Here is a 26073-nt window from a genome sequence, read left to right on the forward strand (position 1 = left end):
GTTCCTGCCTCGTTCATTTACGGTCCAGCTTGGGAATGGTGGTGGCCGGACGGGACTGCTCGGCGTCGCCGTCGGCGGCCCGCAGCCGTTCCACGACGACCGCGAGCTCGGCCACGGTCGGAGACTCGAACAGGCTGCGCATCGGCAGCTTCACGCCGACGGCCTTGCGCAGGGCGGCGATGAGCTGCACCGCGATCAGGGAGTTACCGCCGAGCTCGAAGAAGTCGTCGTCGATGCCGACCCGCGACACGCCGAGGCCGTCGCTCCACACCCGCGCGATGGTCGCCTCCAGCTCGTTGCGAGGCACGGCGTGGTCGTCTCCCGCCGCATCGGACCCGAGGCGCTCCTCCGCCTCGGTGTCCCCCGCGATGGTGTCGGTGGTCCTGGCCCTGGCCCGTTCGGCGAGTTCGGCCACCGGCAGCGGGTTGATCACGACCTGGGGGCCGAGGCGCGCGGCCAGCACCCGGCGGAACGCCTCGGCACCGTCCACGGGGGCGATCCCGCCCGCGACCGGCGCGGTCGCCGCGGCGGCCTCCCCGGTCGCGGCGGAGGGGGCGGCGGCGAGGTCACCGGCGACCGCGTCGCGGTTCACCCGGCGCAGCACGAAGTCGCCGATCTCCACCAGCACCCGGCCGTCCTCGTCGAACAGCGTCAGGTCAGCCGAGACCACGTCGTCACCGCCGTCGGCGTAGCGCAGGTGGCTCCAGAACCGCGCGGGCAACGCCCCGCGGACCAGCACCCTGCCGTAGGAGAGCGGCAGGTAGCTGCCCTCCCCGCGCCCCTCGCCGAACGCGGTCGCCACGTCGAGCAGCGCCGGGTGCAGCACCCAGCGGTCCAGGTCGGCCATGGCGGCCTCGGGCGCGACGATCCTGGCGAGTTCCTCGTCCGGGCTCACGTGGTGCTCGCCCAGCGCGTCCCAGCGGGGGCCGAAGGTGAGCATGCTGGTGCGGCCGGTCTCGCGTTCGGCCTCGCGCGCGGCCTCATGCGCGGAGCTCGGCCGGCAGCGGGCCACGATCGGCTGGGCGTCCACCTCCGCGGCCGGCTCGGGGCGGACCCACGCGGCCGAGCCGCGCACGTGCGTGGCGGAGCGGCCCGCCGTACGGCTCACCACCTGGAAGTCGACACCGTCCGGCGTGGTGGTCAGCTCCACCCGGTACTGCGCGGTGCTCCCGTCCGGGACGGAGAACGGCTCCAGGAACGCCACGTCCCGCAGTTCCACGACGTGGTCGGCGTCCGGGGCGGGCAGGCACGCGGCCACGGCGGCCCGGGCCGACTCCAGGTGGCCGGTTCCGGGCACCACCGGCACCTCGCCGATGCGGTGCTCGTCGAGCAGCCAGTGCGTGGTGGCGGACACCAGCCCGTGGCACTCGGCTTCCCCGTTCTGGCCGGTCACCCGGGTGGAGAGGACCGGGTGGTCCACCGCTTCGGCCACCCCGCCTCGGGCGGCGCGGAACCCGTCGGGCGCGGACACCTCGACGGCCATGCCGACCTCGGTCCAGCCACCCCAGTTCTGCGAGACGACCGGCGCGCGCCACCCGTGGGCGCCGCGGGCGTAGGCGTCGAGGAAGTTGTTGGCCGCGCAGTAGTCGACCTGCCCGAAGCCGCCGACCACCGAGGTCACCGAGGAGCAGAGCGCCACCCAGTCGAGCGGGAGGTCGCCGAAGGCCTGCGTCAGGGCGAGGGTTCCCGCGATCTTGGGTGCCAGTACGGCGGTGGCCGCGGCGCGGTCCTTCACCTCGGCCATGCCGCCACCGGGCAGACCGGCGGCGTGCACGATGCCGTCCAGCCCGCCGAACTCGGCGTCGATCTGCTTGCGCACCGCGGTCAGCTCGGCCGGGTCGGTGACGTCCGCGGCCAGCACGAGCACCTGGGCCCCGGCCTGCTCCATCCGCCGGATCGCGAGGATGGCCCGGCCCGTCCTGTCGGTGCCGCCGTGCACCGCCAGGTGGGTGTCCCACTCCTCACGCGGCGGCAGGCCGCCACGGCTGAGCAGCGCCAGCCGGGCGCGGGCGCGGCGCGCGAAATCCTCGGCGAGGGTGATGCCGATTCCGCCGATTCCACCGGTGATCAGGTACCGGCCCTCCTCGCGGACCACCGGACGGCCCTCGGGCTCCTCCTTCAGGGGCACCTGGGTGTAGTCGGTGACCCAGCGGCGGCCGCCGCGCAGCGTCACCTCCGCCTCGTCGGCGGGCCGCAGCAGCTCGTCGACGAGGTCGGCCGTCTGCGCGGCGCCCGTCTTCGGGTCGGCGTCGATGTGGCGGACGGTCAGGCCGGGCAGTTCCAGCGGGACCACCCTGACGATGCCGGCGAGGGTGGCGTGCTCGGGACGGATCAGGTCGCCCTGGGCGTCCGTGGTGCCCGACGACACCACGTCGAGGTGGACCCCGTCGGTCACTCCCGCGCCGGCCAGGGCCTGGACCAGGCTCAGCAGGCTGAAGAAGCCCCGCTCCTGCGCGTCCCAGGTGGCGGCGATCTCGCCGTCCGCGGGCAGGCCGTCCAGCGCCAGGGCGTGCACGATCCTGGCGGGGACGCCGTCGGCGAGCAGCGACTCGTAGTCGCCGATGCCGGCCACCCGCACGGTGGCGCCCTGGGCGCGCAGTTCCGCGACGAGCTCGTCCCCGCGAGGCCCGTCGGCCAGCACCAGGCAGTCGCCGAGGCCGGTCCGCCGGGTGTCCGGGGCGGCCTGGCGCCAGGTGGGCACCGCGAACCAGTCGGCCAGCGGCAGCGGGCCGCTGCGCCGGACCGGGGTGACGGCGGCCTGGTCGACCGGATCGGCGTCGATCCAGTAGCGTCGGCGCTCGAACGGGTAGGCCGGCAGCGGCACCCGGTGACCCGCCACGCCGAAGCTCGTGGCCAGCGGCGCTCCGGCGGCCCACAGCGTGCCCGCCGCGTCGTAGATCGTGACGACGTCCCCGGCCCTCTCCCCGGGTCCGGGGAGGCTGGGCAGCGGCGCGGGCGCTCCCTTGGGCAGTTGCATCCTGGCCAGGCCGGCCAGCTGCCGTCCGGGACCGCACTCCACCAGCAGCGGCGGCGTGTCGCCGTGCGCGGCGAACAGCCCGGCGACGCAGGCGCCGAACCTGACCGGCTGCCGCAGGTGGCCGGCCCAGTACGCCGGGTCCGTCGCCTGCTCGGCGGTGATGGGCTGACCGGTGACGTTGGACCAGAACGGCAGGCGCGGGGCCTGGCGCGGCACCGAGGCGACCAGCGCGGTGAACTCCGCGAGGATCGGCTCCATCATCGGCGAGTGGAACGCGTGCGACGTGCGCAGGGCCTTGCAGCCCACCTTCTCGGCCTTCAGCGTCTCGGCGAACGCCTCGATCGCGTCCGTGGGGCCGGCCACCACGCAGGTGCCGGGGCCGTTGACGGTCGCCACCGACACCCCGTCCGGCAGCCGGCCGGCCAACGCCGACTCGTCCTGCTGGACGGCGAGCATCGCGCCCGGCGGCATGGACTGCATCAGCGCGCCGCGGGCGGCTACCAGCCGCACCGCGTCGGCCAGGGTGAAGACCCCGGCGACGGTCGCGGCGACGTACTCGCCGATGGAGTGGCCGATCATCTCGGCCGGCCGTACTCCCCAGCTCTGCCACAGCTGAGCCAGCGCGTACTCCACCGTGAACAGCGCCGGCTGGGTGTAGCGCGTCTGCCGGAGCGTCTCCTCGGCGTCGGGCGCGGTGCCGAACATCAGCTCGCGCAGGTCGAGGCCGAGATGCTCGGTGAGCAGGCTCGCGCACTCGTCGACGGCGGCGGCGAACACCGGCTCCGTCCGGTACAGCTCCGCGCCCATGCCGGCGTACTGCGCGCCCTGTCCGGAGAACAGGAAGGCCACCGCCGGGGAGGCGGCACCGGCCTCTCCCTTACGGCGGCGCTTGCGGTCCCGCAGCGCGGCGACCGCGTCGGCCCGGTCGGTGGCCACCACCGCGGCCCGGTGCGGGTACTCCAACCGGCCCACCCGCAGCGTGTGGGCCACGTCGGCGAGGTCGAGGCCGTCGTTGGCCGCCAGGTGCTCGGCGAGCCGCTCCACCGCCGTGTCCAGCGCGGTCGCGGTCTTGGCGGACACCTGCAGCAGGTGCGCGGGCCGCGAGGGAAGGGAGTCCGCCTCGGCGCGGGGCGCCTCCTCCAGGACCACGTGCGCGTTGGTTCCGCCGATGCCGAAGGAGCTCACCGCGGCGCGCCGGGGACCGCCGTCCGCCTCCCACTTGCTGAGCGTGGACGCCACGTAGAACGGGGTGTCGTCGAAGTCGATCGCCGGGTTGGGGCGCTCATAGTTGATCGTCGGCGGGATCAGCCCGTGCTCCAGGGCCATCACCGCCTTGATCAGGCTGATGATGCCCGCGGCCTGGCTGAGGTGGCCGATGTTGGACTTCACGGAGCCGATGCCGCACCAGCCGCGGTCCTGCGTGTTCTGCGTGTACACCGTGGACAGCGCGGTGACCTCGATCGGGTCGCCCAGCGCGGTGCCGGTGCCGTGCGCCTCGACGTAGCCGATCGTGCGCGGGTCGATCGCGGCGAGCCCGAGCGCCTGCGCGACCGCGGCGGCCTGCCCGTCGACGCTGGGGGCTGAGAAGCCGACCTTTCCGGCGCCGTCGTTGTTGATCGCGTTGCCCCGCACCACCGCGCGGATGTGGTCGCCGTCGGCGATGGCGTCCTCAAGCCGCTTGAGTACGGCGACGCCGACGCCGCTGCCCCAGACGGTGCCGTTCGCGTCGGCGTCGAACGGCCGGCAGTGGCCGTCGGGAGAGGTGAACCCCTCCACCCCGATGTATCCGGTGGCCGGCGGGTGTTCCACGTTCACCCCGCCCGCCAGGGCCATGTCGCACTCACCATTGCGCAGCGCCTCGCAGGCCAGGTGAAGCGCGACCAGCGAGGTGGAGCAGGCGGTGTGGAGGGTCAGGCTGGGCCCGCGCAGGTTCAGCCGGTACGACACGGTGGTGGCCACGTAGTTCGGCGAGTTGGCGGTGGCGAGCCCGATGCCGTGGCGGGTCTCCCACACCCGCTTGTTGCGGACGAGGTTCTCCCAGAGGTACTGGTTGCCTCCGGTGCCCGCGTAGACGCCGATGGCGCCGTCGTAGCGCGCCGGGTCGGTTCCGGCGTCGTTCAGCGCGGTGTAGCACGACTCCAGGAACAGCCGGTGCTGCGGGTTGAGGATCTCCGCCTCCCGCGCGGTCAGGCCGAACAGCCCGGCGTCGAACTGGTCGTAACCCTCCACGTAGGGCGCCTTCGACACCCAGCTCGGGTCGTCCACGTCCTCTTCGGACACGCCCCTCGCTATCTGCTCCTCGCGGGTGAAGGTGCTGATCGACTCGACGCCGTCGACCAGGTTGCGCCAGAACTCGTTGATGTCGGCGGCGCCCGGAACCCGGGCGGCCATCCCCACGATGGCGATCGGCTCGACGCCCTCGTCGGTGACGTCACTGGTCATGGTCGTTCTCCTGTCCGATGGTGCTGTGGACGCGTCGTGTGCGTCGGGTGCGGTTGCGCCGCGCCTCGGCTCGTGAGATCGCGCGGGCGAGTTCTGAATTGCCGTCTTGGGAGTTGTCCGCGGTGCCGCTTGCCTGAGCGTCGAGGTAGGCGGCGAGGGAGCGGATGTTCGGATAGCGGAACAGGTCCACCATCCGCAGTTCGCGGCCGAGCCGGGCACGCAGGCGGGCGTGCACGGCGGCGAGGGCCAGCGAGTGACCGCCGATGTCGAAGAAGTTGTCGTCGGGGCCGACGCCGTCCCGTTCCAGGACCTCACACCAGATGGCGGCGATCAGCTTCTCGGTGGCGGCCGACCCGGTGCCCTGGCTCTCGGACGGCGCCGCCACCGGGTCGGCGACCCGCATGGCACCGGGCGCGCTGTCCGGTGAGACCCGTTCGGGCAGGGCGACCGCGTCCACCGGGGTGGCCGGGTCGGCGACCAGCGCGCCGACCGCGTTCACGTAGTCGGTGAGCATCGCGTCGACCCTGGTGGCGTCGAACAGGTCGGGGTTGTAGACGACCTCGACGGAGAATCTGCCGTCCCGTTCCGCCACGTACACGGTCAGGTCGAACGGCGACCCCGGCTTGTCGACCTCGATCGTCTCGCTGCTCAGCCCGGGCAGGTCCAGCCGGGGCTCGGCGAGGTTCAACACGTTGAACATGACCTGCACCAGCGGGGCGCGGGAGGGGTCCCTGCGGATGCCGAGCTCCTCGACCACACGCTCCAGCGGCGCCGCCGGGTGCGCGGCGATGTTCAGCAGCTCGCGGGCGCATCGCCGTACGTGGGTGGCGAAGTCGGCGTGGCGGTCCGTCCGCAGCCGCAGCGGGACCATATCGATGAAGAACCCGACCAGGTCGTCGAAGGCGGCCACCCGCCGGTCGGCGATGACCGCGCCGATCACCTGGTCGGCCGTGCCGGTGAGCCTGTGGAGCAGCTGGCCGAGGCCGGCCAGCAGCACCCCCGCCGGAGTCACCCCGAGGTCGGCGGCGAGCGCGCGGACCGCGGCGTCGGCGGCCGGTGACAGGAGCACGCGGGCCTCGGCGCCGTGGTAGGTCTGCACGGCCGGGCGGGGCCGGTCACGGGGCAGGTCCAGCACGGTGGGCGCCCCGCCCAGGTGCTCGGCCCACCAGGCCAGATCCGCGTCGCCGTCGCGGCGGTCCCGCTCGGCCCGCCAGACCGCGTAGTCGGCGTACGACGCCCGCAGCGGCGGGAGGTCCGTCGGCCGGCCGGTGACGGCGCTCGCGTAGGCGGCGGAGAGATCGGTGTAGAGCGTGTCCCGAGACCAGCCGTCGAACACCGCGTGGTGCAGGGTCAGCGCCAGCACGTGCTCGCCGGGACCCAGCACGTACAGCCACGCCCTCCAGGGGGAGCCGTTCGCCAGGTCGAACGGCGCGGACGCACCGGCCGCCAGCCGGGTGCGCAGCTGCGCGTCCTGCTGCGCCTGGCCGTACCCGCTCAGGTCCACCACGGTCAGGTCCACGTCGGGCGGCGGCTCGCAGACGGCGTACGGCACACCGGACTCCTGCCGGATCCGCCAGCGCAGGACCGCGTGCCGCTCGGCGACGGCCCGCAACGCCGTGCGCAACGCCGGCACCTCCAGGGGCCCGCGCAGCCTCTCGGCGAGAGCGATGTTGTACGGCGCGGCCTCGGGCGCCAGCTGGTCCAGGAACCACAGGCGGCGCTGCGGCGGAGCCAGGGTCGGCGGGTTGCCGAGGGTGAGTTCCGGCCCCGGCAGCCGGGCGGCCTTGTCGAACCGTTCGGCGATCTCCGGCAGGGTACGGCCGGCGAACACGTCCTCCACCGACACGTCCAGGCCCAGTTCGTCGCGGGCGGCGGCGACCAGCCGCATCGCGGTGATCGAATCGCCTCCGCTCGCGAAGAAGTCGGCGCCGACGCCGAGGCGCCGCCACATCGCCGCGAGCGCCCGTTCGGTGGGCGTCTCCCCTTCCGGTGAGTCGTCGGCCGGGCGTTCCTCCGCGGCCAGCTCCCGCAGCCTGGCCCTGTCCACCTTGCCGGAGGCGTTGAGCGGCAGCTCGGGCAGGCGCAGCACACGCCCCGGCAGCATCGCGGCAGTGAGCCGTGAGACCGCGTACCCCAGGTCGGCGGGGGCGGTTTCCGGCGTGAGGAACGCGACCAGTTCCAGGCCGCCGCCGGGCCGTGGCACCGCTGCCACGGCCGCCTGCACCACCGCCGGGTGCTCCTCCAGGACGGACGCGATCTCGCCGAGCTCGACCCGCTGACCGCGGATCTTGATCTGCCCGTCGCGGCGGCCCAGGTAGAGGAGCTGCCCGTCGTCGGCGTACCGCACGATGTCCCCGGTCCGGTAGAGCCGCGCGCCCGCCTCTCCGGAGAACGGGTCGGGCACGAACGATCCGGCGGTCAGCGCGGGCCTGTTCAGGTAACCGCGGGTCACACCGGGACCGCCGATCAGCAGCTCGCCTTCGGCCCCGGGCTCGACCAGGTTGAACTGGTCGTCGACGACGTAGCAGCGGTGACCGGGTGTCGGGCGGCCGATCGGCACCGGCGTGGTCTGCGGCGCGGTCGGCTCACTGGTGACGGTCACCACCGTGGTCTCGGTGGGCCCGTAGATGTCGATGAACCGGCGGCCCGGTGTCGCCCACCGGTTGACCAGCGCGGGCGGCACCACGTCGCCACCGCACATCACCAGGCGCCATTCGGGCAGTGTGACGGGGTCGAGCAGGGACAGCACGGCCGGGGTGATGACCCCCCAGGTGACCCGGTGCTCGGCGACGAAACGCTGCAGCCTGGCCGGGTCGGCGCGGTCGGCGTCGCCGGCCAGCTGCAGTGCCCCGCCGACGGCCAGCGGCACGAACAAGTCGATGATCGAGGCGTCGAACCCGAGGGACGAGACCCCCAACGCGCGGGTGGTCTGGTCGGCCCCGGTGGTCGTGGCGCACGTGATGACGTAACCGACCAGGTTGCGGTGGGTGACGAGCACACCCTTGGGCCGGCCGGTGGAGCCGGAGGTGTACAGCACGTAGGCGAGGTTGTCCGGTGTGGCCGGGCAGGCGGGCACGGCGGACAGGTCGGCGGGTTCGGTCAGGTCGGGTACGGCGACGCACCGCAGACCCACCTCGCCGGCCGCTTCCGCTCCCGCCTGGTCCGCCACCACGATCTCCAGACCGGCGTCGGCGGCCATGTCCCGCAGCCGCAGTCGCGGACCGGCCGGGTCCAGCGGCACGTAGCAGCCGCCGGACAGCAGCACGCCGAGGATCGCGACCACCACGGCGGGCCGCCGCTCCATGCAGATCCCGACCCGGGTCTCCGGCCCGACGCCGAGCGCGCCGAGCTGGGCGGAGAGCGCCGCGGCACGGCCGACCAGCTCGCGATATGTGATCTTCTCGTCCCACTGGGCGACCGCGATCGCGTCCGGCACGGCACGGGCCCGCGCCATGATGAGGTCGGCGACGGTCGCCTCGGGAGGGGGCAGGTGGTCGTTCATCGCGCACCGCCTACGGTGTTGGGGTCGGTGATCTGCAGACGGAGCTCGCTGAAGTAGCGGTTGCCGTCGTGGTCGGGGACCCAGGCCTGGTCGGGGGTGGGCAGGGCCTCCCCGATGACGACGGACACGTCGTCTCCGGCGGTGCGGAGCATGGTGCACAGGACGCCGACGTAGTGGGGGCTGGTCAGGTCGAAGTAGCAGGGTTTCACTTCGGTGCCGATCTTGATGAAGACCTGGTCGGGCAGGTTGAGACGGCCGCGCCAGGCGCGGGTGGCGAGGTAGCGCTCGCGCTCGTTGGTGATGGCGGCCAGTCCCGTCTCGGCGACGGTGGTGCGCCAGGTCTCCCGGGCGATGACCAGCCGGTCGATGGTGATCCGGGGGACATGGGGCGCGGGCGTGGTGAGCTTGAACGCGTCGACGGCGAGCCCGTTGAGCATCCCGGCGAACATCTCGATCAGCGGCCACCGGCGTCCGTCGGACGCGGTGGCGATCAGGTCGCCGTCCTCCTCGGAGACGGTGACCGAGGTGGCGGGCAGCAGCCGGCCGGGGTCGGCGCCCGGTGCCGCGGCGAACCCCAGCAGCCGGTCGGTGACACCGATCAGGGACGCCGCGCCCCGTCCCGTGTGCCGGGGCCAGGTGGCGGGGTGCAGCAGCCGGACCCGGTGCTCGCCGACGTCGGCGGACAGCTCGTCCCTCAGCCGGTCGACCTCGGGATGCCAGGCGGTGAAGATGTCAGAGTCGAACGTCGGCCAGGCCGCGTGCAATTCGCCGAGGACCACCTGGTAGTCGCCGCGGTTGATCGCCTCGACATCGGTGGCGCAGATCTGCAGGTCAGGGCTGTGCAACCGGGCGATGGACCAGCCGGGCCGTTCGGCGGGAAAGAGCCGGGCCACCGCTTCGGCCAGGTCCGCGGCGGACAACTGGACACGGGCGCTGTTCTCCTCCAGCCCGAACAGGCTCTCCCAGCGCCGCGTGAACTCCTCGGCGACGTCGTCCGCGGGACGCCGCCCTTCGCCCCAGAACACCCCCTGGGCCAGCAACATCAGGTCGGCCAGGCTCACCGGGGCGCCGGTGTCCTCCCGCAGGTCGTCGTACAGCTCGCGCAACGCCGTTCCATAGGCGCCGGCCAGCGCCGCGGTCAGCCAGCGGGCGGCGGTCAGCGTGATGGCGAGAGGCGCCGCGAGGTCGTTCACGAGGGCCTTGCCGATGGTGACGTCGAGGTCGCGGGCGGTGTCCTCGTAGCAGAGGGTACGGCCGGCATACATCTGCCCGTCGCGACGCCGCGGCGCGGCGCCGGTCAACGCGGTGAACTCCTCATCCAACCCGGCCAGGGCACTCTTCAACGCCCCGGGATCACCCGCCGCGGCCGAGACGGCGTCACGCGCCGCGCACAACCGGTCCAGCCCCGCCAGAGCCTCCTGCCGAAGGCCGAGATCGTCGATCGCGGCGATGCGGGCGCGCAGAACCTCCTCGGCGTCACGGCCGATGGGCAGGGCCGCGTCCCAGGTGAGAAGCTCACGCTCCACCAGCCGCTCGAGCAGCAGGTAGCCGTCCTCGGGGCGAGCCAGCCCGGCGACGACCTGGATGGCGGGGGTGCGGCCGTCGCAACGGGCCAGCACCTCGGCTTCGGCCGGGGACAGGGTCAGCGGCGGCTGCATCGGGCGCAGCAACTGTCGCTCCCGCACGGTGAGATGCGGCGGCAACGACGGCGGCCACCAGCGCCGAATCTGCTGGTCGGCGGCCAGATGATCGGCATAGGCGGCCATCGCCCAGCCCTCGAGGAACACCCGGCGTTCACGGAGCAACCCGGAGCCGACGCGAACCTCCATCGCCTGCTCGGTGTCCGGGCCGACGTTGATCCAGCAGACGGGTCCGAAGAAGCCGATGGTCTCGTTCTTGGCGCAGTACCGCTGCCAGTAGCGGACCACGGCCCGCTCACGGTCCCGGCGGCGCACGTTGCGAGGGGCGTCGGGGCCTCCGTTGAGCAGGCCGTCGAGCGCGATGAGAACGCCGGGGTTCTGCCAGGTGACGGCCTCGCGGAAAAGCGGGTCGGCGGCGATCTCGCAGATCTTCCCGGCTCCGGCGGCGATCGCGTCGGCCAGCGCCTTGTCGAACACCTCGGCCGGGCCTCGACCGGCGAGAAGATCGTCGGCGGCGCTCGCGGCCGAGGGCGCGGCGAACGCCTCCAGCCCGTCGGCGGGGAAGCCGGTGGTGCGCAGCAACGCGTCCGACCACACCGACCAGCCGGTCTCGCCCAGCTTCACTTTCGTCACCGCGCACCGCCCGCGGCCACGGAGTCGGTGAGCTGCAGACGGAACTCGCTGAAGTAGCGGTTGCCGTCGTGGTCGGGGACCCAGGCCTGGTCGGGGGTGGGCAGGGCCTCGCCGATGACGACGGACACGTCGTCTCCGGCGGTGCGGAGCATGGTGCACAGGACGCCGACGTAGTGGGGGCTGGTCAGGTCGAAGTAGCAGGGTTTCACTTCGGTGCCGATCTTGATGAAGACCTGGTCGGGCAGGTTGAGACGGCCGCGCCAGGCGCGGGTGGCGAGGTAGCGCTCGCGCTCGTTGGTGATGGCGGCCAGTCCCGTCTCGGCGACGGTGGTGCGCCAGGTCTCCCGGGCGATGACCAGCCGGTCGATGGTGATCCGGGGCGCGTGCGGGACGGGCAGAGCGAGCTTGAACGCGTCCATCAGCTGTGTGCTGAGCATCCCGGCGAACATCTCGATCAGCGGCCACCGGTGCCCGTCGGGCGCCGTGGCGACCAGCGTGCCGTCCTCGTCGGAGACGGTGACCGAGGTGGCGGGCAGCAGCCGGTCGGGGTCGGCGCCCCGGGCCCTGTCGACGCCCAGCTGCCGGTCACCGGGGCCGGCCAGGCCATAACCGGCGCGGCTGGTGTTGCGGGGGTAGTCCTCCGGATACAGGATCCGGATCCGGTCCGGTCCCAGATCGAGGTCGTAGTGGGCGCGCAGCCGATCGGGGTCCGGGTGGAACGGGCTGAACAGCGCGCTGTCGAACGGCGTCCACGCCGGGTGCAGCTCGCCGAGGACCGCCTGGTAGTCGCCGCGGTTGATCGCCTCGACATCGGTGGCGCAGATCTGCAGGTCGGGACTGTGCAACCGGGCGGTGGACCAGCCGGGCCGCCCGGCGGGGAAGAGCCGGGCGACCGCTTCGGCCAGGTCCGCGGCGGACAACTGGACACGGGCACCGCCCTCAGCCGCGGGCCGTACACCGATCAGTTCGGCCCAGCGCCGGGTGAAATCCTCCGACACCGCGCGGAACGGGCCCGCACCCGGGGTGAACAGCAGTCCCTGGGCGAGGTACCACAGGTCGGCCAGGCGGACCGGGCCGTCGCCGTCCTCCCGCAGCTCGTCGTACAGCTCGCGCAGGATCGTCTCGCCCGCGCCGGCGAGTTCGGCGGTCAGCCAGCGGGCGGTGGTGAGGATGATGTCCAGCGGCGCCGCGACGGTGTCCAGGAGGGCCGCGCCGATGGTGACGTCGAGGTCGCGGGCGGTGTCCTCGTAGCAGAGGGTACGGCCGGCATACATCTGCCCGTCGCGACGCCGCGGCGCGGCGCCGGTCAACGCGGTGAACTCCTCATCCAACCCGGCCAGGGCACTCTTCAACGCCCCGGGATCACCCGCCGCGGCCGAGACGGCGTCACGCGCCGCGCACAACCGGTCCAGCCCCGCCAGAGCCTGCTCCCGGAGACCGGCGTCACCGATCGCGGCGATGCGGGCACGCAGAACCCGTTCGGCGTCGTGGCCGACGGGCAGGGCGGCGTCCCAGGTGAGAAGCTCACGCTCCACCAGCCGCTCGAGCAGGAGGTAACCGTCCTCGGGACGGGCCAGCCCGGCCACCACATCCATAGCCGGAGTGCGCCCGTCACAACGGGCCAGCACCTCGGCCTCGATCGGGGACAGGGTCAGCGGCGGCTGCAACGGGCGCAGCAACTGCCGCTCCCGCACGGTGAGATGCGGCAGCAGCACCGGCGGCCACCAGCGCCGAATCTGCTGGTCAGTGGCCAGATGATCGGCGTAGGCGGTGATCACCCAGCCCTCGAAGAACACCCGGCGCTCGCGCAGCAGACCGGACCCGACCCGGACGTCCACCGCCCGCTCGGTGTCCGGGCCGACGTTCATCCAGCAGATGGGCCCGAAGAAACCGATGGTCTCGTTCTTGGCGCAGTACCGCTGCCAGTAACGGACCACGGCCCGCTCACGGTCCCGGCGGCGCACGTTGCGAGGGGCGTCGGGGCCACCGGCGACGATCCCGTCCAGGGCGACGAGAACGCCGGGGTTCTGCCAGGTGACGGCCTCGCGGAAAAGCGGGTCGGCGGCGATCCGGTGGACCTGCTCGGCTCCGGCGGCGATCGCGTCGGCCAGCGCCTTGTCGAACACCTCGGTCTGACCTCGACCGGCGAGAAGATCGTCGGCGGCGCTCGCGGCCGAGGGCGCGGCGAAGGCCCCCAGCCCGTCGGCGGGGAAGCCGGTGGTGCGCAGCAGCGCGTCCGACCACACCGACCAGCCGGTCTCGCCCAGCTTCACTTTCGTCATCGCGCACCGCCTGCGGTGTTGGGGTCGATGATCTGCAGACGGAGCTCGCTGAAGTAGCGGTTGCCGTCGTGGTCGGGGACCCAGGCCTGGTCGGGGGTGGGCAGGGCCTCACTGATCGTCACGGACGTGCCAGGTCCCGCGGCGCGGAGCATGGTGCACAGGGCATCGGTGTAGTGAGGGCTGGTCAGGTCGAAATAGCAGGGCTTCACTTCGGTGCCGATCTTGATGAAGACCTGGTCGGGCAGGTTGAGACGGCCGCGCCAGGCACGGGTGGCGAGATAGCGCTCGCGTTCCTTCATGACGGTGGCCAGTCCCGTCTCGGCCACGGTGGTGCGCCAGGTCTCCCGGGTGATGACCAGCCGGTCGATGGTGATGCGGGGAGCGTGCGCGGCGGGGGTGGTGAGCTTGAACGCGTCGACGGCGAGCACGTTGAGCATCCCGGCGAACATCTCGATCAGCGGCCACCGGTGCCCGTCGAGTGCCGTGGCGACCAGGTCGCCGTTCTCGTCCGAGACGGTGACCGAGGTGGCGGGCAGCAGCCGGCCGGGGTCGGCGCACGGTGCCGCGGCGAACCCCAGCAGCCGATCGGTAGTGCCGATCAGCGCCTCTCCTCCCCGTCCTCCTCTCCGGGGCCAGGTGGCGGGGAAGAGCAGCCGGACCCGGTGCTCGCCGAGATCGGCGGACAGCTCGTCCCGCAGCCGGTCGGCCTCGGGATGCCAGATCGTGAAGACGTTGCAGTCGAACGTCGGCCAGGCCGCGTGCAACTCGCCGAGGACCACCTGGTAGTCGCCGCGGTTGATCGCCTCGACGTCAGTGGCGCAGATCTGCAGGTCAGGGCTGTGCAACCGGGCGGTGGACCAGCCGGGCCGCCCGGCGGGGAAGAGCCGGGCGACCGCTTCGGCCAGGTCCGCGGCGGACAACTGGACACGGGTGCCGCCTTCTTCCAGGCCGAACAGGCTCTCCCAGCGCCGCGTGAACTCCTCGGCGACGTCGTCCGCGGGACGCCGCCCTTCGCTCCAGAACAATCCCTGGGCCAGCGACATCAGGTCGGCCAGGCTCACCGGGGCGCCGGTGTCCTCCCGCAGGTCGTCGTACAGCTCGCGCAACGCCGTCGCGTAGGCGCCGGCGAGTTCGGCGGTCAGCCAGCGGGCGGTGGTGAGGATGATGCCCAGCGGCGCCGTCAGATCGTTCACGAGGGCCGCGCCGATGGTGACGTCGAGGTCGCGGGCGGTGTCCTCGTAGCAGAGGGTACGGCCGGCATACATCTGCCCGTCGCGACGCCGCGGTGCGGCACCGGTCAGCGCGGTGAACTCCGCATCCAGCCCGGCCAGGGCGCTCTTCAACGCCCCGGGGTCACCCGCCGCGGCCGAGACGGCGTCACGGGCCACGCACAACCGGTCCAGCCCCGCCAGAGCCTGCTCCCGGAGACCGGCGTCACCGATCGCGGCGATGCGGGCGCGGAGTGCTTCCTCGGCGGTGAGATCGACGGGCAGGGCGGCGTCCCAGGTGATGAGCTCGCGCTCCACCAGCCGCTCGAGCAGGAGGTAACCGTCCTCGGGACGGGCCAGCCCGGCCACCACATCCATAGCCGGAGTGCGCCCGTCACAACGGGCCAGCACCTCGGCCTCGATCGGGGACAGGGCCAGGGGCGGCTGCATCGGGCGCAGCAGCTGCCGTTCCCGCACGGTGAGATGCGGCAGCAACGACGGCGGCCACCAGCGCCGGATCTGCTGGTCGGCGGCCAGATGATCGGCGTAGGCGGCCATCGCCCAGCCCTCGAGGAACACCCGGCGCTCGCGCAGCAGACCGGACCCGACCCGGACGTCCACCGCCCGCTCGGTGTCCGGATCGAGAACGATCCAGCAGGCGGGTCCGAAGAAGCCGATGGTCTCGTTCTTGGCGCAGTACCGCTGCCAGTAACGGATCACCGCCCGCTCGCGTCCCCGGCGGCGCGAGTCGCGGCTCGCGCCGGGTCCGCTCTTGAGCAGGCTGTCGAGGGTGACGAGCACCCCGGGGTTCTGCCAGGTGACGGCCTCACGGAAAAGCGGGTCGGCGGCGATCTCGCAGATCTTCCCGGCCCCGGCGGCGACCGCGTCGGCCAATGCCTTGTCGAACACCTCGGCCGGCCCTCGACCGGCGAGAAGGTCGTCGGCGGCGCTCGCGGCCGAGGGCGCGGCGAACGCCTCCAGCCCGTCGGCGGGGAAGCCGGCGGTGCGCAGCAACGCGTCCGACCACACCGACCAGCCGGTCTCGCCCAGCTTCACTTTGGTCACCGCGTACCGCCCGCGGTCACGAGATCCGCTTTCAGGAGGGCGGTCAGATCCGCCAGACGATCCTGGAGGAAGAAATGGCCGCCGTCGAGGCGGTGCAGGACGAAGCCGGCGGTGGTGTGCCGCTCCCAGTCGGCCACCTGCTCCACCGGAACGGCATGGTCGAGCGAGCCGGCGAAGGCCACGATCGGCACCGGCAGCGGCGGCTCGGGCTGGTGCACGTAGTCGTCCAGCCAGGTGAAGTCCGCCCGCAGCGTCGGTATCAGCAGCTCCAGCAGCTCCGGTTCGTCGGCGACCGCCTCGGGCACGCCGCCCCCGGCCACGACCCGGGCCACCAGCTCGTCGTCGGAGACGCGGGAGAGCCCGTCGAACGCGCCGGACCCGTGCAGGTGCGGCGCGCGGGCGGCGCCCACGTACAGCCGCGCGGGCAGGGGCGCGCCGGTACGGCGCAGCTGCCGTACGGCCTCGAACGCGAGCCGCGCGCCCAGCGAGTGCCCGTACAGCGCGTAGGGGCGGCCGTCGGCCACCGCGGCGTCGGCGATCGCGGCGGCCAGCTCGACCAGGTCGATCTCGGCCGGTTCCACGATCCGGTTCTCCCTGCCCGGCAACTGGACGCCCAGCACCTCCACGTCCGGCGCGAGGGCGGCCGGCCAGGGATGGAACACACCCGCGCCCGCACCGGCGTACGGCAGGCAGAACAGCCGGAGCTCCGCGTGTGGCAGCGGTCGCGGGCACCGGAACCAGCGGGCTGTCAAGGTGGTCATCGGGTGCCTCCCGGCGGGTCGATCCAGTAACGCTGCCGTTGGAAGGGATAGGTCGGCAGCGGCACCCGCCGCCCTGGGGCGGCGGCGCCGGAAGGCAGCGGCTCCGGCGTCTCCGGCGTGCCGGCCTGGGGTACCAGCCGGTCGGGGTCGAGCGCCGCGATCGCCTCGGCGAGGCTGCCGCACTCCACGACGACCCGGTGGGCGAAGGAACGGCGTCCGGCCGTCAGGGTGTGCGCCACGTCGGCCGGCGACAGATGCGGGTTGGCGGCGAGGTGGTCGCGCAGCCGTACGATCGCGGCGCGGAGGGCCTGGGGGGAGCGGGCGGAGACGGGGAACAGGTACCGGCCCTCGGCGGCGGGTGCCGTGGCCCGCGGCTGCGGCGCCTCGGCCACCAGGACGTGGGCGCCCGTGCCGCCGATGCCGATCGCGCTGACCCCGGCCACGCGCCGGCGGCCGTCCGGCCAGTGCGCCGTCTTGGCGGGCAGGTAGAACGGCCCGCTGTCCAGGCCGAGCTGCGGGTTGGGCGAGTCGAGGTGCAGGTTGCCGGGGATCTGCCCGTGCCGTACCGACAGGACCGCCTTGATGAACCCCGCGATTCCGGCGGCGGCGTCCGTGTGGCCGATGTTGGTCTTGACCGCGCCCAGCGCGCAGTATCCGGTGCTCCGCGCACCGGCCGCCCGGAAGGCCCGGGTCAGCGCCTCCACCTCGATGGCGTCTCCCAGCGGCGTTCCGCTGCCGTGTGCCTCCACCATGCCGATCTCGTCGGGAGAGATCCCCGCGTCGCCGAGGGCCTCGGTCACCGTGGCCACCTGCCCGGCCAGGCCCGGTACGGCGAAGCCGGCTCGGGCGGCGCCGTCGTTGCCGATCGCCCATCCGGGAATCACGGCGTACACGTGGTCGCCGTCGGCCACGGCGTCGGCGAGCCGCTTCAGCGCCACCACGCCGCTCCCGCTTGAGAACCCCGAGCCGTTGGCCGCGGCGTCGAACGCGCGGCATCGGCCGTCTGGGGAGACCATTCCTCCGGGGGTGTGCCGGTGACGAGGCCAGGTGACGGTGACACCGCCGGCGAGTGCGAGGTCGCAGCGGTGGTCGGCGAGATTCTGGGCGGCCAGGCACACCGCGACCAGGGAGCTGGAGCAGGCGGTCTGCACTGCGAGCGCCGGGCCTGTCAGGCCGAGCCGGTAGGCGACCTGTCCCGGCAGGTGGTCGGAGCGCTGGTGGGGCAGGATCCGCCCCTCCCAGTCGTCGGGGTCGTCCGGCGTGCCGGCGGCGGGGTTGCCGAACAGGTGGAACAGGAAGTACCGGTTGGCCGAGGTGGAGGTGAACACGCCGATCTGGCCGTCGAACCGTTCCGGGTCACACCCGGCGTCCTCCAGCGCCTCCCAGGCCGTCTCCAGGAACAGCCGGTGCTGCGGGTCGGTGCGGGCCGCCTCCTCGGCGGTGAATCCGAAGAACTCCGCGTCGAAGTCCTCCACCGCGTCCAGCTTCCCGCCGGCTTTCACATGTGCGGGGTCGGCGAGCAGCGCCTCCCCGATGCCCAGCTCGCGAAGCTCCGCGTCCGAGTAGTCCCGGATGGCGTCCACCCCGTCGGACAGCACGGACCAGAACGCGGCCGGGTCGGGTGCGCCGGGGAACCGGCACGCCAGGCCGACCACCGCGATGTGACGGTCGAGGTCGTCGAGGTCGTCGAACTCGCCGGTGCCGGGGGCTGCCGCGGCCACCGGCCGGACAGACGGCGTGCCGGAGGCCGACGTGGCGCCCGCACCGAGGGACCCCGTGCCGGCCGGAGCGGACAGGGCTCGGGCCTGGGCCCGCACCGTGGTGTGCTCGAACAGCGTCATCATCGGCACCGGCGTCCCGAACGCGTCGGCCAGCCGCTGCTGGAGCCGTCCGAGGAGCAGGGAGTGGCCGCCCGCGTCGAAGAACGGTTCGGTCACGCCGATCTGGTCCACGCCGAGCACGTCGCACCACGCGTCGTGCACCGTGATCTCGGCGGGCGTGACCGGCCGTTCACCGGCGCGGGACGGACCCGGCGCGGGCAGGGCCCGGACGTCCACCTTGCCGGTCGGGGTGAGCGGCATCACGTCGAGCACCACGATCGCCGCGGGCACCAGATAGTCCGGGAGGGTCTCGGCCGCGGTCCGCCGCATCGCGGCCGGATCCAGGACGGCCTCTCCGGAAGGCTGGACGTGGGCGACGAGCCTGTCACCCGCGAGGGTGACCACGGCCCTGGCCACTCCCGGCTGGCTCGTCAGGTGCGCCTCCACCTCGGCCGGCTCGACGCGGAACCCGCGCACCTTGATCTGCCGGTCCAGCCTGCCCAGGCAGACCAGCGTGCCGTCGGGCAGCTCACGTCCGAGGTCTCCGGTGCGGTAGACCCGCCTGCCGTCGCCGTCGGTGGTGAACCGTTCGGCGGTGCGCTCCGGATCCCGCCAGTACCCCAGCGCCAGATGCGGGCTGCGGATGGCGATCTCACCTTCACCGGCGCCGGCGTTCAGCAGCACCACCTCGTAGCCCGGCAGCGCACGGCCGATCGGCACCAGCGGGCCAGCGTCCGGCTCGTCGAAGGAGGTTTTGTAGTGGGCCACGAAGGTGGCCTCGGTGGCTCCGTACCCGTTCACGAACCGGCAGGCATCGGCGAAGCGTCCCCGGCCCGCGACCACGTCGGACCTGGTCACCCGCTCGCCGCCCAGCAGCACGGTGCGCACCGAGGGCAGCCGTCCGTCCGGCCCCAGCGCGTCGAGCACGTACCGGTAGAGCGTCGGGGTGGAGTGGTAGACGGTCACCCCCAGGTCGGCCAGGCGACGCACCAGCTCGCCCGGTCCGAGAGAGCGGACGTCGATCGGCACCACGGCCGCGCCGGTCAGCAGCGCGGGGTAGATGTCCGGTATGGAGGCGTCGAAGCTGACCGAGGCGAGCAGGCTGAGCCGGTCCTCGGAGGTGATCGACAGGCTTTCGATCTGGTTGCCGACGCAGTGCATCAGGTTGCGGTGACTCTGGGCCACCCCCTTGGGTACGCCGGTGGATCCAGAGGTGTAGCGCAGGTAGGCCAGGTTGTCCGGCTCGATCGACCCGGCGGCCACCGGCGTCGTCGGGGTCGCGTCCTCGACGAAGACGAGCTCGCAGGACCGGTCCCCGAGGAGGGTCCGGGCGAGCGTCTCGTGCCTGCGGGTGGTGACCAGCACGGCCACATCGGCGTCGTCGAGCATGTAGGCCAGCCGCGGCACCGGATACGACGGGTCCAGCGGGACATAGACGCAACCGGAGAACAGGGTCCCCATGACCGCGGCGATGATCGACACGTTGTGGCCGGTCAGCAGACCGACACGGGCTCCCGCGCGGCCCCCCGCCGCGGTGACGAGCTCTTGGATCCCCCCTGCGGCGAGAGCCAGCTCCGCGTAAGTGACCGATGAATCATCCGTATACACCGCGAAGCGGTCGGAATTGTCATTTACAACATCGAGGAATCGGTTGACTACAATGTGTTGCATTTACCGGAATTCCCGCATCTTGCTCACCATCTGGATCCGCCGTTACTTCGCGCCATCTCGTCTTACTCGGTGTGGCGCGACTCGCGGCTCGCTGACACAGGGAACGTTAGGGGCCGGACATTTCTGCGCATTAGCCGTAAGATTGCACTGCTCGCAATCGCGGCTATATCTGTCTAGACGTGACCTTTTCGTGACGAACTCACGAGGGCCTAAACAGGGGAACAGGCATGACTATTGATAGGACTGTTCCTGATTACGACTTTCAGATCCTTGGACCGCTCCGCTTCTGCGTCGATGGAGTTACGGTGGCCTTACCGGCACGCCATCCCCGCATGCTCCTGTCCGTCCTGCTGCTCCACAACGGCGAGGTCATCCCCGAAGGACGGCTGCTGGAGCAGGTCTGGGGCCACGGCGTCGGCAGCACGATCGCCCTGCGTACCGCCGTGTCACGGTTGCGGTCCTGGTTACGCGACAAGGCCGACGGGATCGCCGGCATCGAGCACGTCGACGGTGGCTACCGGCTACGACTGTCGGACCGGTTCATCGACGCCGCCCGGTTCCGCGCCGCACTGGTCGCCAATTCCGACACCGCCGACCTCGACCCCCACCAGCGCATGGCCGCCCTGATGAACGCGCTTGAGCAGTGGCGAGGCCCCGTGCTGGACGGCGCCCCCGGCGAGGTGCGGGAGGACTCCGCGGTACGAGCCCTGGAGGACGACCACGCCATGTGCCTGCAGCGGCTGGCCGCCCTCGCCATCTCGCTCCAGGCTCCCGACCTGCTGCTGCAGAGGACCCGCGCCTTGGCCCGGGCCCGGCCGTTCGACGAGCCGCTGCACGCGCGCCTGATCGAGCTGTACGCCGCCTGCGGACGGCCCGCCGAGGCACTCATGGAGTATGAGCAGCTGAGGTCCCGGCTGGCCGACGAGCTGGGCGTCGCGCCCAGCGCGGACGCGCAGCGCGCCTACCTCGCCGTGCTCTCCCAGGACCCCCACCAGCCGATCGGCGGGGTCGAGCGGTCGCATGGCGTGGGATGGAGAAGTCCGGTCGTGCCCCACCAGATCCCCGCCGACATCGCCGACTTCACGGGGCGCGACAAGGCGACCACCATGCTCCTCGACCACCTGGGCGGGTTGCTGGACGATCCGACGCGGCCGGCCGCGCTGGTCGCGAACATCACCGGTCCCGCCGGAGCGGGCAAGACCGCCTTGGCCGTGCACGTCGCGCACCGGCTGACACCGGCGTACACCGACGGCCAGCTCTACGCGGACCTGCGCGGCACCGCGACCGTCCCCGAATCCCCGGCTCGCGTGCTCGGACGGTTCCTGCGGGCGCTCGGAGTCGGCAAGGCCGCCGTCCCGGACGACCTGGCCGAGCGCACGGCCCTGTACCGCAGTCTCATGAACGGCCGCCGCATCCTCGTCGTGCTGGACGACGCCATGGGGGAAGCACAGGTGAGGCCGCTGCTCCCCGGCTCGTCGACGTGCTCGGTCCTCATCACCAGCCGACCCCGGCTGGTGGGTGTCCACGGCGCGAGAATCGTGGACATCGACCGGTTCAACCTCGATCACGCCGTCCAGCTTCTGGCGACCATCGCCGGGCACGAGCGGGTGACCACCGAACCCGACGCCGCCGCCGAGCTGGTCCAGTTGTGCGGCAGGCTGCCCTTGGCGGTGCGCATCTGCGGCGCTCGGCTGGTCGCCCGCCCCCACTGGCCGATCGCGAGCCTGGTCGCCCTGCTCCGTGACGAACACCGCCGCCTGGACGAGTTGAGCATCGCGGACCTGGCCGTACGCGACGGTCTGCGGCAGAGCTACGCACGGATAAAGGAGCCTGCCCGGCAGACGCTGGCACGGCTGACCAGGCTGGGACCGGTCGATTTCTCGATCGGCACCGTCGCCGCCGTCTGCGGCCTGGACCACACCGTTGCCGGGGACCACCTGGACGCCCTGATCGAAACCCGGTTCGCCCTGGTGGCCGACGCCGGCCTGGCCGGGGAGATCCGCTACCGCCTCGACGCCCTGGCCCGGCTGTTCGTCCTCTACCCGGACGCGGCCCAGCCCCCGAGGCAGCGGTAGGGCACCGGCCGGGGCGCCGGTCGCGGGTCACAGCCATCCCCGCCGCTTGAACACCCGGTAGAGCACGGTGGACGACAGCACCATCAGGGCCAGGGCCAACGGGTAGCCGACGACCCAGTGCAGCTCCGGCATGTGGTCGAAGTTCATGCCGTACACGGTGCCGACGAACGTGGGAGCGAAGAAGATCGCCGCCCACGCGGAGATCTTCTTGATCTCCTCGTTCTGGGTGTAGCTGGCCTCGGTCAGGCGCTTGACCTCGGCGTTCTGCGCCTGGCCGACCAGCGCGGCCTTGATGGTGAGGAAGGTCTGGTAGAACTCCATCACCCCTTGGAGATACTCCCTCTCACCGTCGGCGAGGCTGCGGATCCGGTCGAACTGGTCCGCGATGTCGACCACCAGCCGTCGTCCTTCGGGCGAGACGCGAGCGAGGTTGGCCATCCTCCCGTAGATCGCACCGCCCAGCGCGCCCATGGTGCGTACGGCGAGCAGCCCGTGGCGGGCACGGAACAGCTCGTTGAGGAACTCCTCGGGGTCGCCCACGTCTCCGCCCGTGACCCGCTGTTCCAGCCGCCACACGTCGCTGGTCACCGTCTCCACGTAGGCCTCCTGTTGACGGATCAGGGTGGAGACGATCGCGTACGACAGTTCGAACGGCGTGGTGGGGCGCAGGCGCCCCGTCTGGATCCGCGCGAGCACCGCGCGGGTCTCCCGCAGCGCGACCTCCGGGTCGACCGCCGGGTTGATCGGCCCGTGGACGGTCACCAGATAGTTCCGGCCGATGAACTGGTCCAGCTCGATGTAGTGCACGTGGCCGCGCTTGCCTCGCTCGGGAGTGTGCAGGACGACGAACACGTGGTCTGGGTAGGCGTGCACCTTGGGCACGCGGTTGCGCTCCTTGCAATCCCTGATCGCCATCGGATGGAAGCCGAACACCTCCGACAACGCATGCAGCGCCTCTACGTCACAGCTGGGAATGTCCACCCAGATCAGGCCGTCCTCGCGGCCGAGCAGTGCCGCCAGTTCTCCAGCGGGGTGCTCCTCGACCTTCTCATCCTTGATCAGGAGAACGTCCATTCGTCTCACGCCCCTCAAGCGACCCTGCCGCAGGCGGGCCAGTCCGGCGCCGTGGGCTGTGAGCGCGATCCCTTCGGTTCGATCGTGCCGGGGGCCGCGCTCCCACCCATGACCAGGATTTCAAACCAGCAGGTCAGGCCGGACGCTCCGGTCCCGTTTCGCGACCGGCCGTACCCCGGTCGAAGCGGGCCGTACGGCGGGAGCCGACGCGCCTCGCGGGCTCCGCGGGAGCTTTCACCACATCTCCCGAAAAAAACGTGAAGGCAAATCGGCCTTCCGACGGAATAGAGGTGTAACCCACAGAAGGGACACCATGCGAATGGCCGCTCCCCCGGACGTGTCGGCGAGGCTCGATGACGCCACGCTCATCGAGCAGTCGTGGCACCGCCCGGACGTGTTCGCGGTGCTCTACGACCGCTACTTCGGCGAGATCCACCGCTACGTCACCGGACGGCTCGGCACGCAGATCGCCGACGATCTCGCGGCCGAGACCTTCCTTGTGGCGTTCCGCAAACGACGGAGCTTCGACCCCACCCGCGGCGCCGTGCGGCCCTGGCTCTACGGGATCGCCACCAACCTTCTCGCACAGCATCGAAGGAGCGAGACGCGCAGGCTGGAGGCGTTCCAGCGGTCGCCCACGGACGACGTGACGGACGGCGGGCACGAGGAAAGCGTGACGGCGCGGGTCGCCGCCGCGAGCGCACAGGGGCGGCTCGCGGCGGCGCTCGAACACCTCCCGGACGGCGACCGTGACGTGCTGCTCCTCGTCGCGCTCGCCGACCTCAGTTACGAGGAGGTCGCCCAGACCCTCGACATTCCCTTCGGCACCGTCGGCTCCCGGCTCAACCGGGTGCGAAGGAAGCTCCGCGCCGCCCTGGGCGGCATCAACCCCATGATCGGAGGATCCGATGGATGAGCTGAACGGCGCGGATGCCATCCATCCGGCGGACCAGAGCGACCTGATCGCGGTGCGCGACCTTTTCTCCGCACCGGGTCCCTCGCCCGACGTGGTCGCGGCGGGCCGGGCCCGGCTCCTGGCTGCGCTGTCCGAACCTGAGGATCCGGATCCGGCCACCGGGCAAGACCCGGGGGCAGGAAGGCGCGCGGAGGACACTCGCCCCATCGGACGAGACCCGGGGACCGGAAGACCCGCGGAGGACACGCGTCACGGTGGAACCGGCCCCGGTCAGCGGACCGTGCCGGGACGCGGCGACCGGCGGCCCGGCGGGTGGAGCCGCCGGGAGGGCCGGGGACGGGGACCTGGGCGTTGGGCGATCGTGGGCGGCGGGCTGGCCGGAACGGCGGCCGCCGCGATCCTGATCGTCACCACGATGGTCCCGTCGGACGGTTTGATCATCATCTCCCCCGATCCGGGCGCGTCCGCTTCCTCGGTGCCGAGCACGCGGTCGACCGCCCGGCAGATCCTGCTCGCCGCCGCGACCGCCGTGGCCAAGACCCCCGCCGAAGGCGCCTACTGGCACACCCGGACGGTCACCGGGCAACGGACCGTCGAGCCCGGCCGCCGCTACGTCATCCAGCGCGGCTCCTCCCGCGAGACGTGGCTGGCGCAGCGACCCGGCGACCAGAGCTGGTGGGTCCAGCAATATCTCGGTGCGAAGCCCGCGACCCCCCAGGACGAGGCGGCCTGGCGTGCTGCGGGCTCACCCGGCAGCTGGCGATATGTGATGGAGGAAGTAGAGAGCTCCCCCCGGAAGCCGGTGGTGTCCCGGCTGCGCGGCAGGTGGACGGGATCGGGCGGGAACCTCTCGAAGGAACCGGTCAGCTGGGCCGAACTGCGCGCGATGCCGGGAGACCCGGAGGAACTCCGGGCCTACCTGGAGTCGCGCATCACCAAGGTGATGGAGCGGTATCCCGAGGTGAACCTGGAGCGGGAGATGGAGTCACGGCTCCAGGGAAGCTGCATGGAGATCCTCTCCGGCATGCCGGTCTCGCCCGAGGTGCGGGCCTCCGCCTACCAGATCCTGGCCTCGCTGCCCGGCATGAGGGCCGAGGGCGAGGTCACCGACCCACTCGGCCGTACCGGCCAGGCGCTCAGCTACGAGATGGGCGGCCGTGGAGGGCGTCAGGGAAGGACCGGCGACGTGCGCTTCGTGATCGACCCGGAGAGCGGGCTGCCCCTCGCCAACGAGACGAAGAGCGTCGGCAAGCTCGCGGACGGCCGAGCCGTGGAGGTCGGCTCGTTCACCGCGTACGAGGAGATCGGCTGGACGGACAAGAAGCCCGACCTGGAGGAGTCCGGCTCGGCGAAGCCCGGCGCGGAAGAGTCCGGCGCGGAGGGGTCCCGCTCGGAGGAGTCCCGCTCGGAGGGGTCCCGCTCGGAGGAGTCCCGCTCGGAGGAGTCCAGTGCGGAGGAGTCCAGCGTGCCCGTCCAGCATGACTGACCGGCCGGAACCGCTCAGGCGGGAAACCGCGCGAGCGCGCCGAGGCGGCCTCTCCTCGATCGGCGGCCCGCGCCGGACGGCCACGGCTGCCTGACAGGTCGTATCCGCCCGGTCCGTCGCGAGGAAACCCGGCTGAACCCGGCCGTCACGAGGAGAGCTCACGAGGAGGGCGAAGGCCCCTGGCAGCGGGTTCGCCCGTGGGCGCTCCGACCACCCGTGTCATCTCGCTGTCGTGGCGGCATCGCTCACGCGGCATCCGGTGATCGGATCATCCGCTCATCGGGACGCGGGGCGGGCCAGAGGAACGCCGTACGGAGAGACCACGTGAGGGACCAGGTGAACGACGAAAAGTCCGACGAACACGCACTCCGGAGAGCGGGACAGATGCCGAAGGCCATTTTCAAACAATTAGCAGAACTTTTCGGAGCCTACGACGAATTACATCTCGGAGATGACGCACATGCGCTCGACGGGGATGAGGAAATTGACGAGAAAGAGGATATAGATGATGAGTTTTGACA

Annotated in this window: 12 protein-coding genes; 4 read left to right on the forward strand and 8 right to left on the reverse strand. The window is 72.1% G+C overall.

What is annotated here, in order from left to right; translation table 11 throughout:
• Positions 1 to 13: 13 nt before the first annotated feature.
• Genes ACFY2X_RS02480 through ACFY2X_RS02510 form a run of 7 tightly spaced genes read right to left on the reverse strand, consistent with a single transcriptional unit; the run spans position 14 to position 20001 of the window.
• Positions 14 to 5419: an SDR family NAD(P)-dependent oxidoreductase gene (locus tag ACFY2X_RS02480; RefSeq protein ID WP_389931298.1), complete on the reverse strand. Its 5406-nt coding sequence runs from the start codon at positions 5417 to 5419 to the stop codon at positions 14 to 16.
• The gene (locus ACFY2X_RS02485; RefSeq protein ID WP_389931301.1) at positions 5409 to 8921 is read right to left on the reverse strand and encodes an amino acid adenylation domain-containing protein; all 3513 of its coding nucleotides are present in this window, start codon (positions 8919 to 8921) and stop codon (positions 5409 to 5411) included. Before ACFY2X_RS02485 ends, ACFY2X_RS02480 begins: the two co-directional genes overlap by 11 nt.
• A complete protein-coding gene (locus tag ACFY2X_RS02490) occupies positions 8918 to 11194 on the reverse strand; it encodes a lantibiotic dehydratase (protein WP_389931303.1) in 2277 nt (758 codons plus the stop codon). Before ACFY2X_RS02490 ends, ACFY2X_RS02485 begins: the two co-directional genes overlap by 4 nt.
• The gene (locus ACFY2X_RS02495; RefSeq protein ID WP_389931306.1) at positions 11191 to 13476 is read right to left on the reverse strand and encodes a lantibiotic dehydratase; all 2286 of its coding nucleotides are present in this window, start codon (positions 13474 to 13476) and stop codon (positions 11191 to 11193) included. Before ACFY2X_RS02495 ends, ACFY2X_RS02490 begins: the two co-directional genes overlap by 4 nt.
• Complete coding sequence (locus ACFY2X_RS02500) at positions 13473 to 15749, reverse strand: lantibiotic dehydratase (RefSeq protein WP_389931307.1); 2277 nt, start codon at positions 15747 to 15749, stop codon at positions 13473 to 13475. The genes ACFY2X_RS02495 and ACFY2X_RS02500 overlap by 4 nt, the downstream gene beginning before the upstream one ends.
• Complete coding sequence (locus ACFY2X_RS02505) at positions 15746 to 16510, reverse strand: thioesterase II family protein (protein ID WP_389931309.1); 765 nt, start codon at positions 16508 to 16510, stop codon at positions 15746 to 15748. Before ACFY2X_RS02505 ends, ACFY2X_RS02500 begins: the two co-directional genes overlap by 4 nt.
• Positions 16507 to 20001 carry an amino acid adenylation domain-containing protein gene (locus ACFY2X_RS02510; RefSeq protein WP_389931312.1) on the reverse strand — a complete coding sequence of 1165 codons (3495 nt, stop codon included), beginning with the start codon at positions 19999 to 20001 and terminating at the stop codon, positions 16507 to 16509. The genes ACFY2X_RS02505 and ACFY2X_RS02510 overlap by 4 nt, the downstream gene beginning before the upstream one ends.
• Positions 20002 to 20306: 305 nt before the next feature.
• Here ACFY2X_RS02510 and ACFY2X_RS02515 point away from each other — a divergent pair, with 305 nt between their 5' ends.
• Positions 20307 to 22076 (forward strand): BTAD domain-containing putative transcriptional regulator, encoded by a 1770-nt coding sequence (locus tag ACFY2X_RS02515; protein WP_389931314.1) that lies wholly within the window; start codon positions 20307 to 20309, stop codon positions 22074 to 22076.
• A 27-nt stretch (positions 22077 to 22103) separates the two neighbouring features.
• On the opposite strand, the gene ACFY2X_RS02520 is transcribed toward ACFY2X_RS02515, so the two are convergent.
• Positions 22104 to 23150: a magnesium transporter CorA family protein gene (locus ACFY2X_RS02520; RefSeq protein ID WP_389932313.1), complete on the reverse strand. Its 1047-nt coding sequence runs from the start codon at positions 23148 to 23150 to the stop codon at positions 22104 to 22106.
• Positions 23151 to 23469: 319 nt separating this feature from the next.
• On the opposite strand from ACFY2X_RS02520, the gene ACFY2X_RS02525 reads away from it, so the two are divergent.
• From ACFY2X_RS02525 to ACFY2X_RS02535, 3 genes are all read left to right on the forward strand, one after another.
• Positions 23470 to 24066, forward strand: a complete 597-nt coding sequence (locus ACFY2X_RS02525) for an RNA polymerase sigma factor (RefSeq protein WP_389931317.1) — start codon at positions 23470 to 23472, stop codon at positions 24064 to 24066.
• On the forward strand, positions 24059 to 25552 hold the full coding sequence (locus ACFY2X_RS02530; RefSeq protein ID WP_389931320.1) for a CU044_5270 family protein: 1494 nt from the start codon (positions 24059 to 24061) through the stop codon (positions 25550 to 25552). Before ACFY2X_RS02525 ends, ACFY2X_RS02530 begins: the two co-directional genes overlap by 8 nt.
• Positions 25553 to 25876: 324 nt before the next feature.
• A complete protein-coding gene (locus tag ACFY2X_RS02535; RefSeq protein ID WP_389931322.1) occupies positions 25877 to 26071 on the forward strand; it encodes a hypothetical protein in 195 nt (64 codons plus the stop codon).
• The last annotated feature ends 2 nt before the right edge of the window (positions 26072 to 26073 follow it).

It is taken from the genome of Streptosporangium sp. NPDC000396 (assembly GCF_042898655.1).
Classification (GTDB): domain Bacteria; phylum Actinomycetota; class Actinomycetes; order Streptosporangiales; family Streptosporangiaceae; genus Streptosporangium.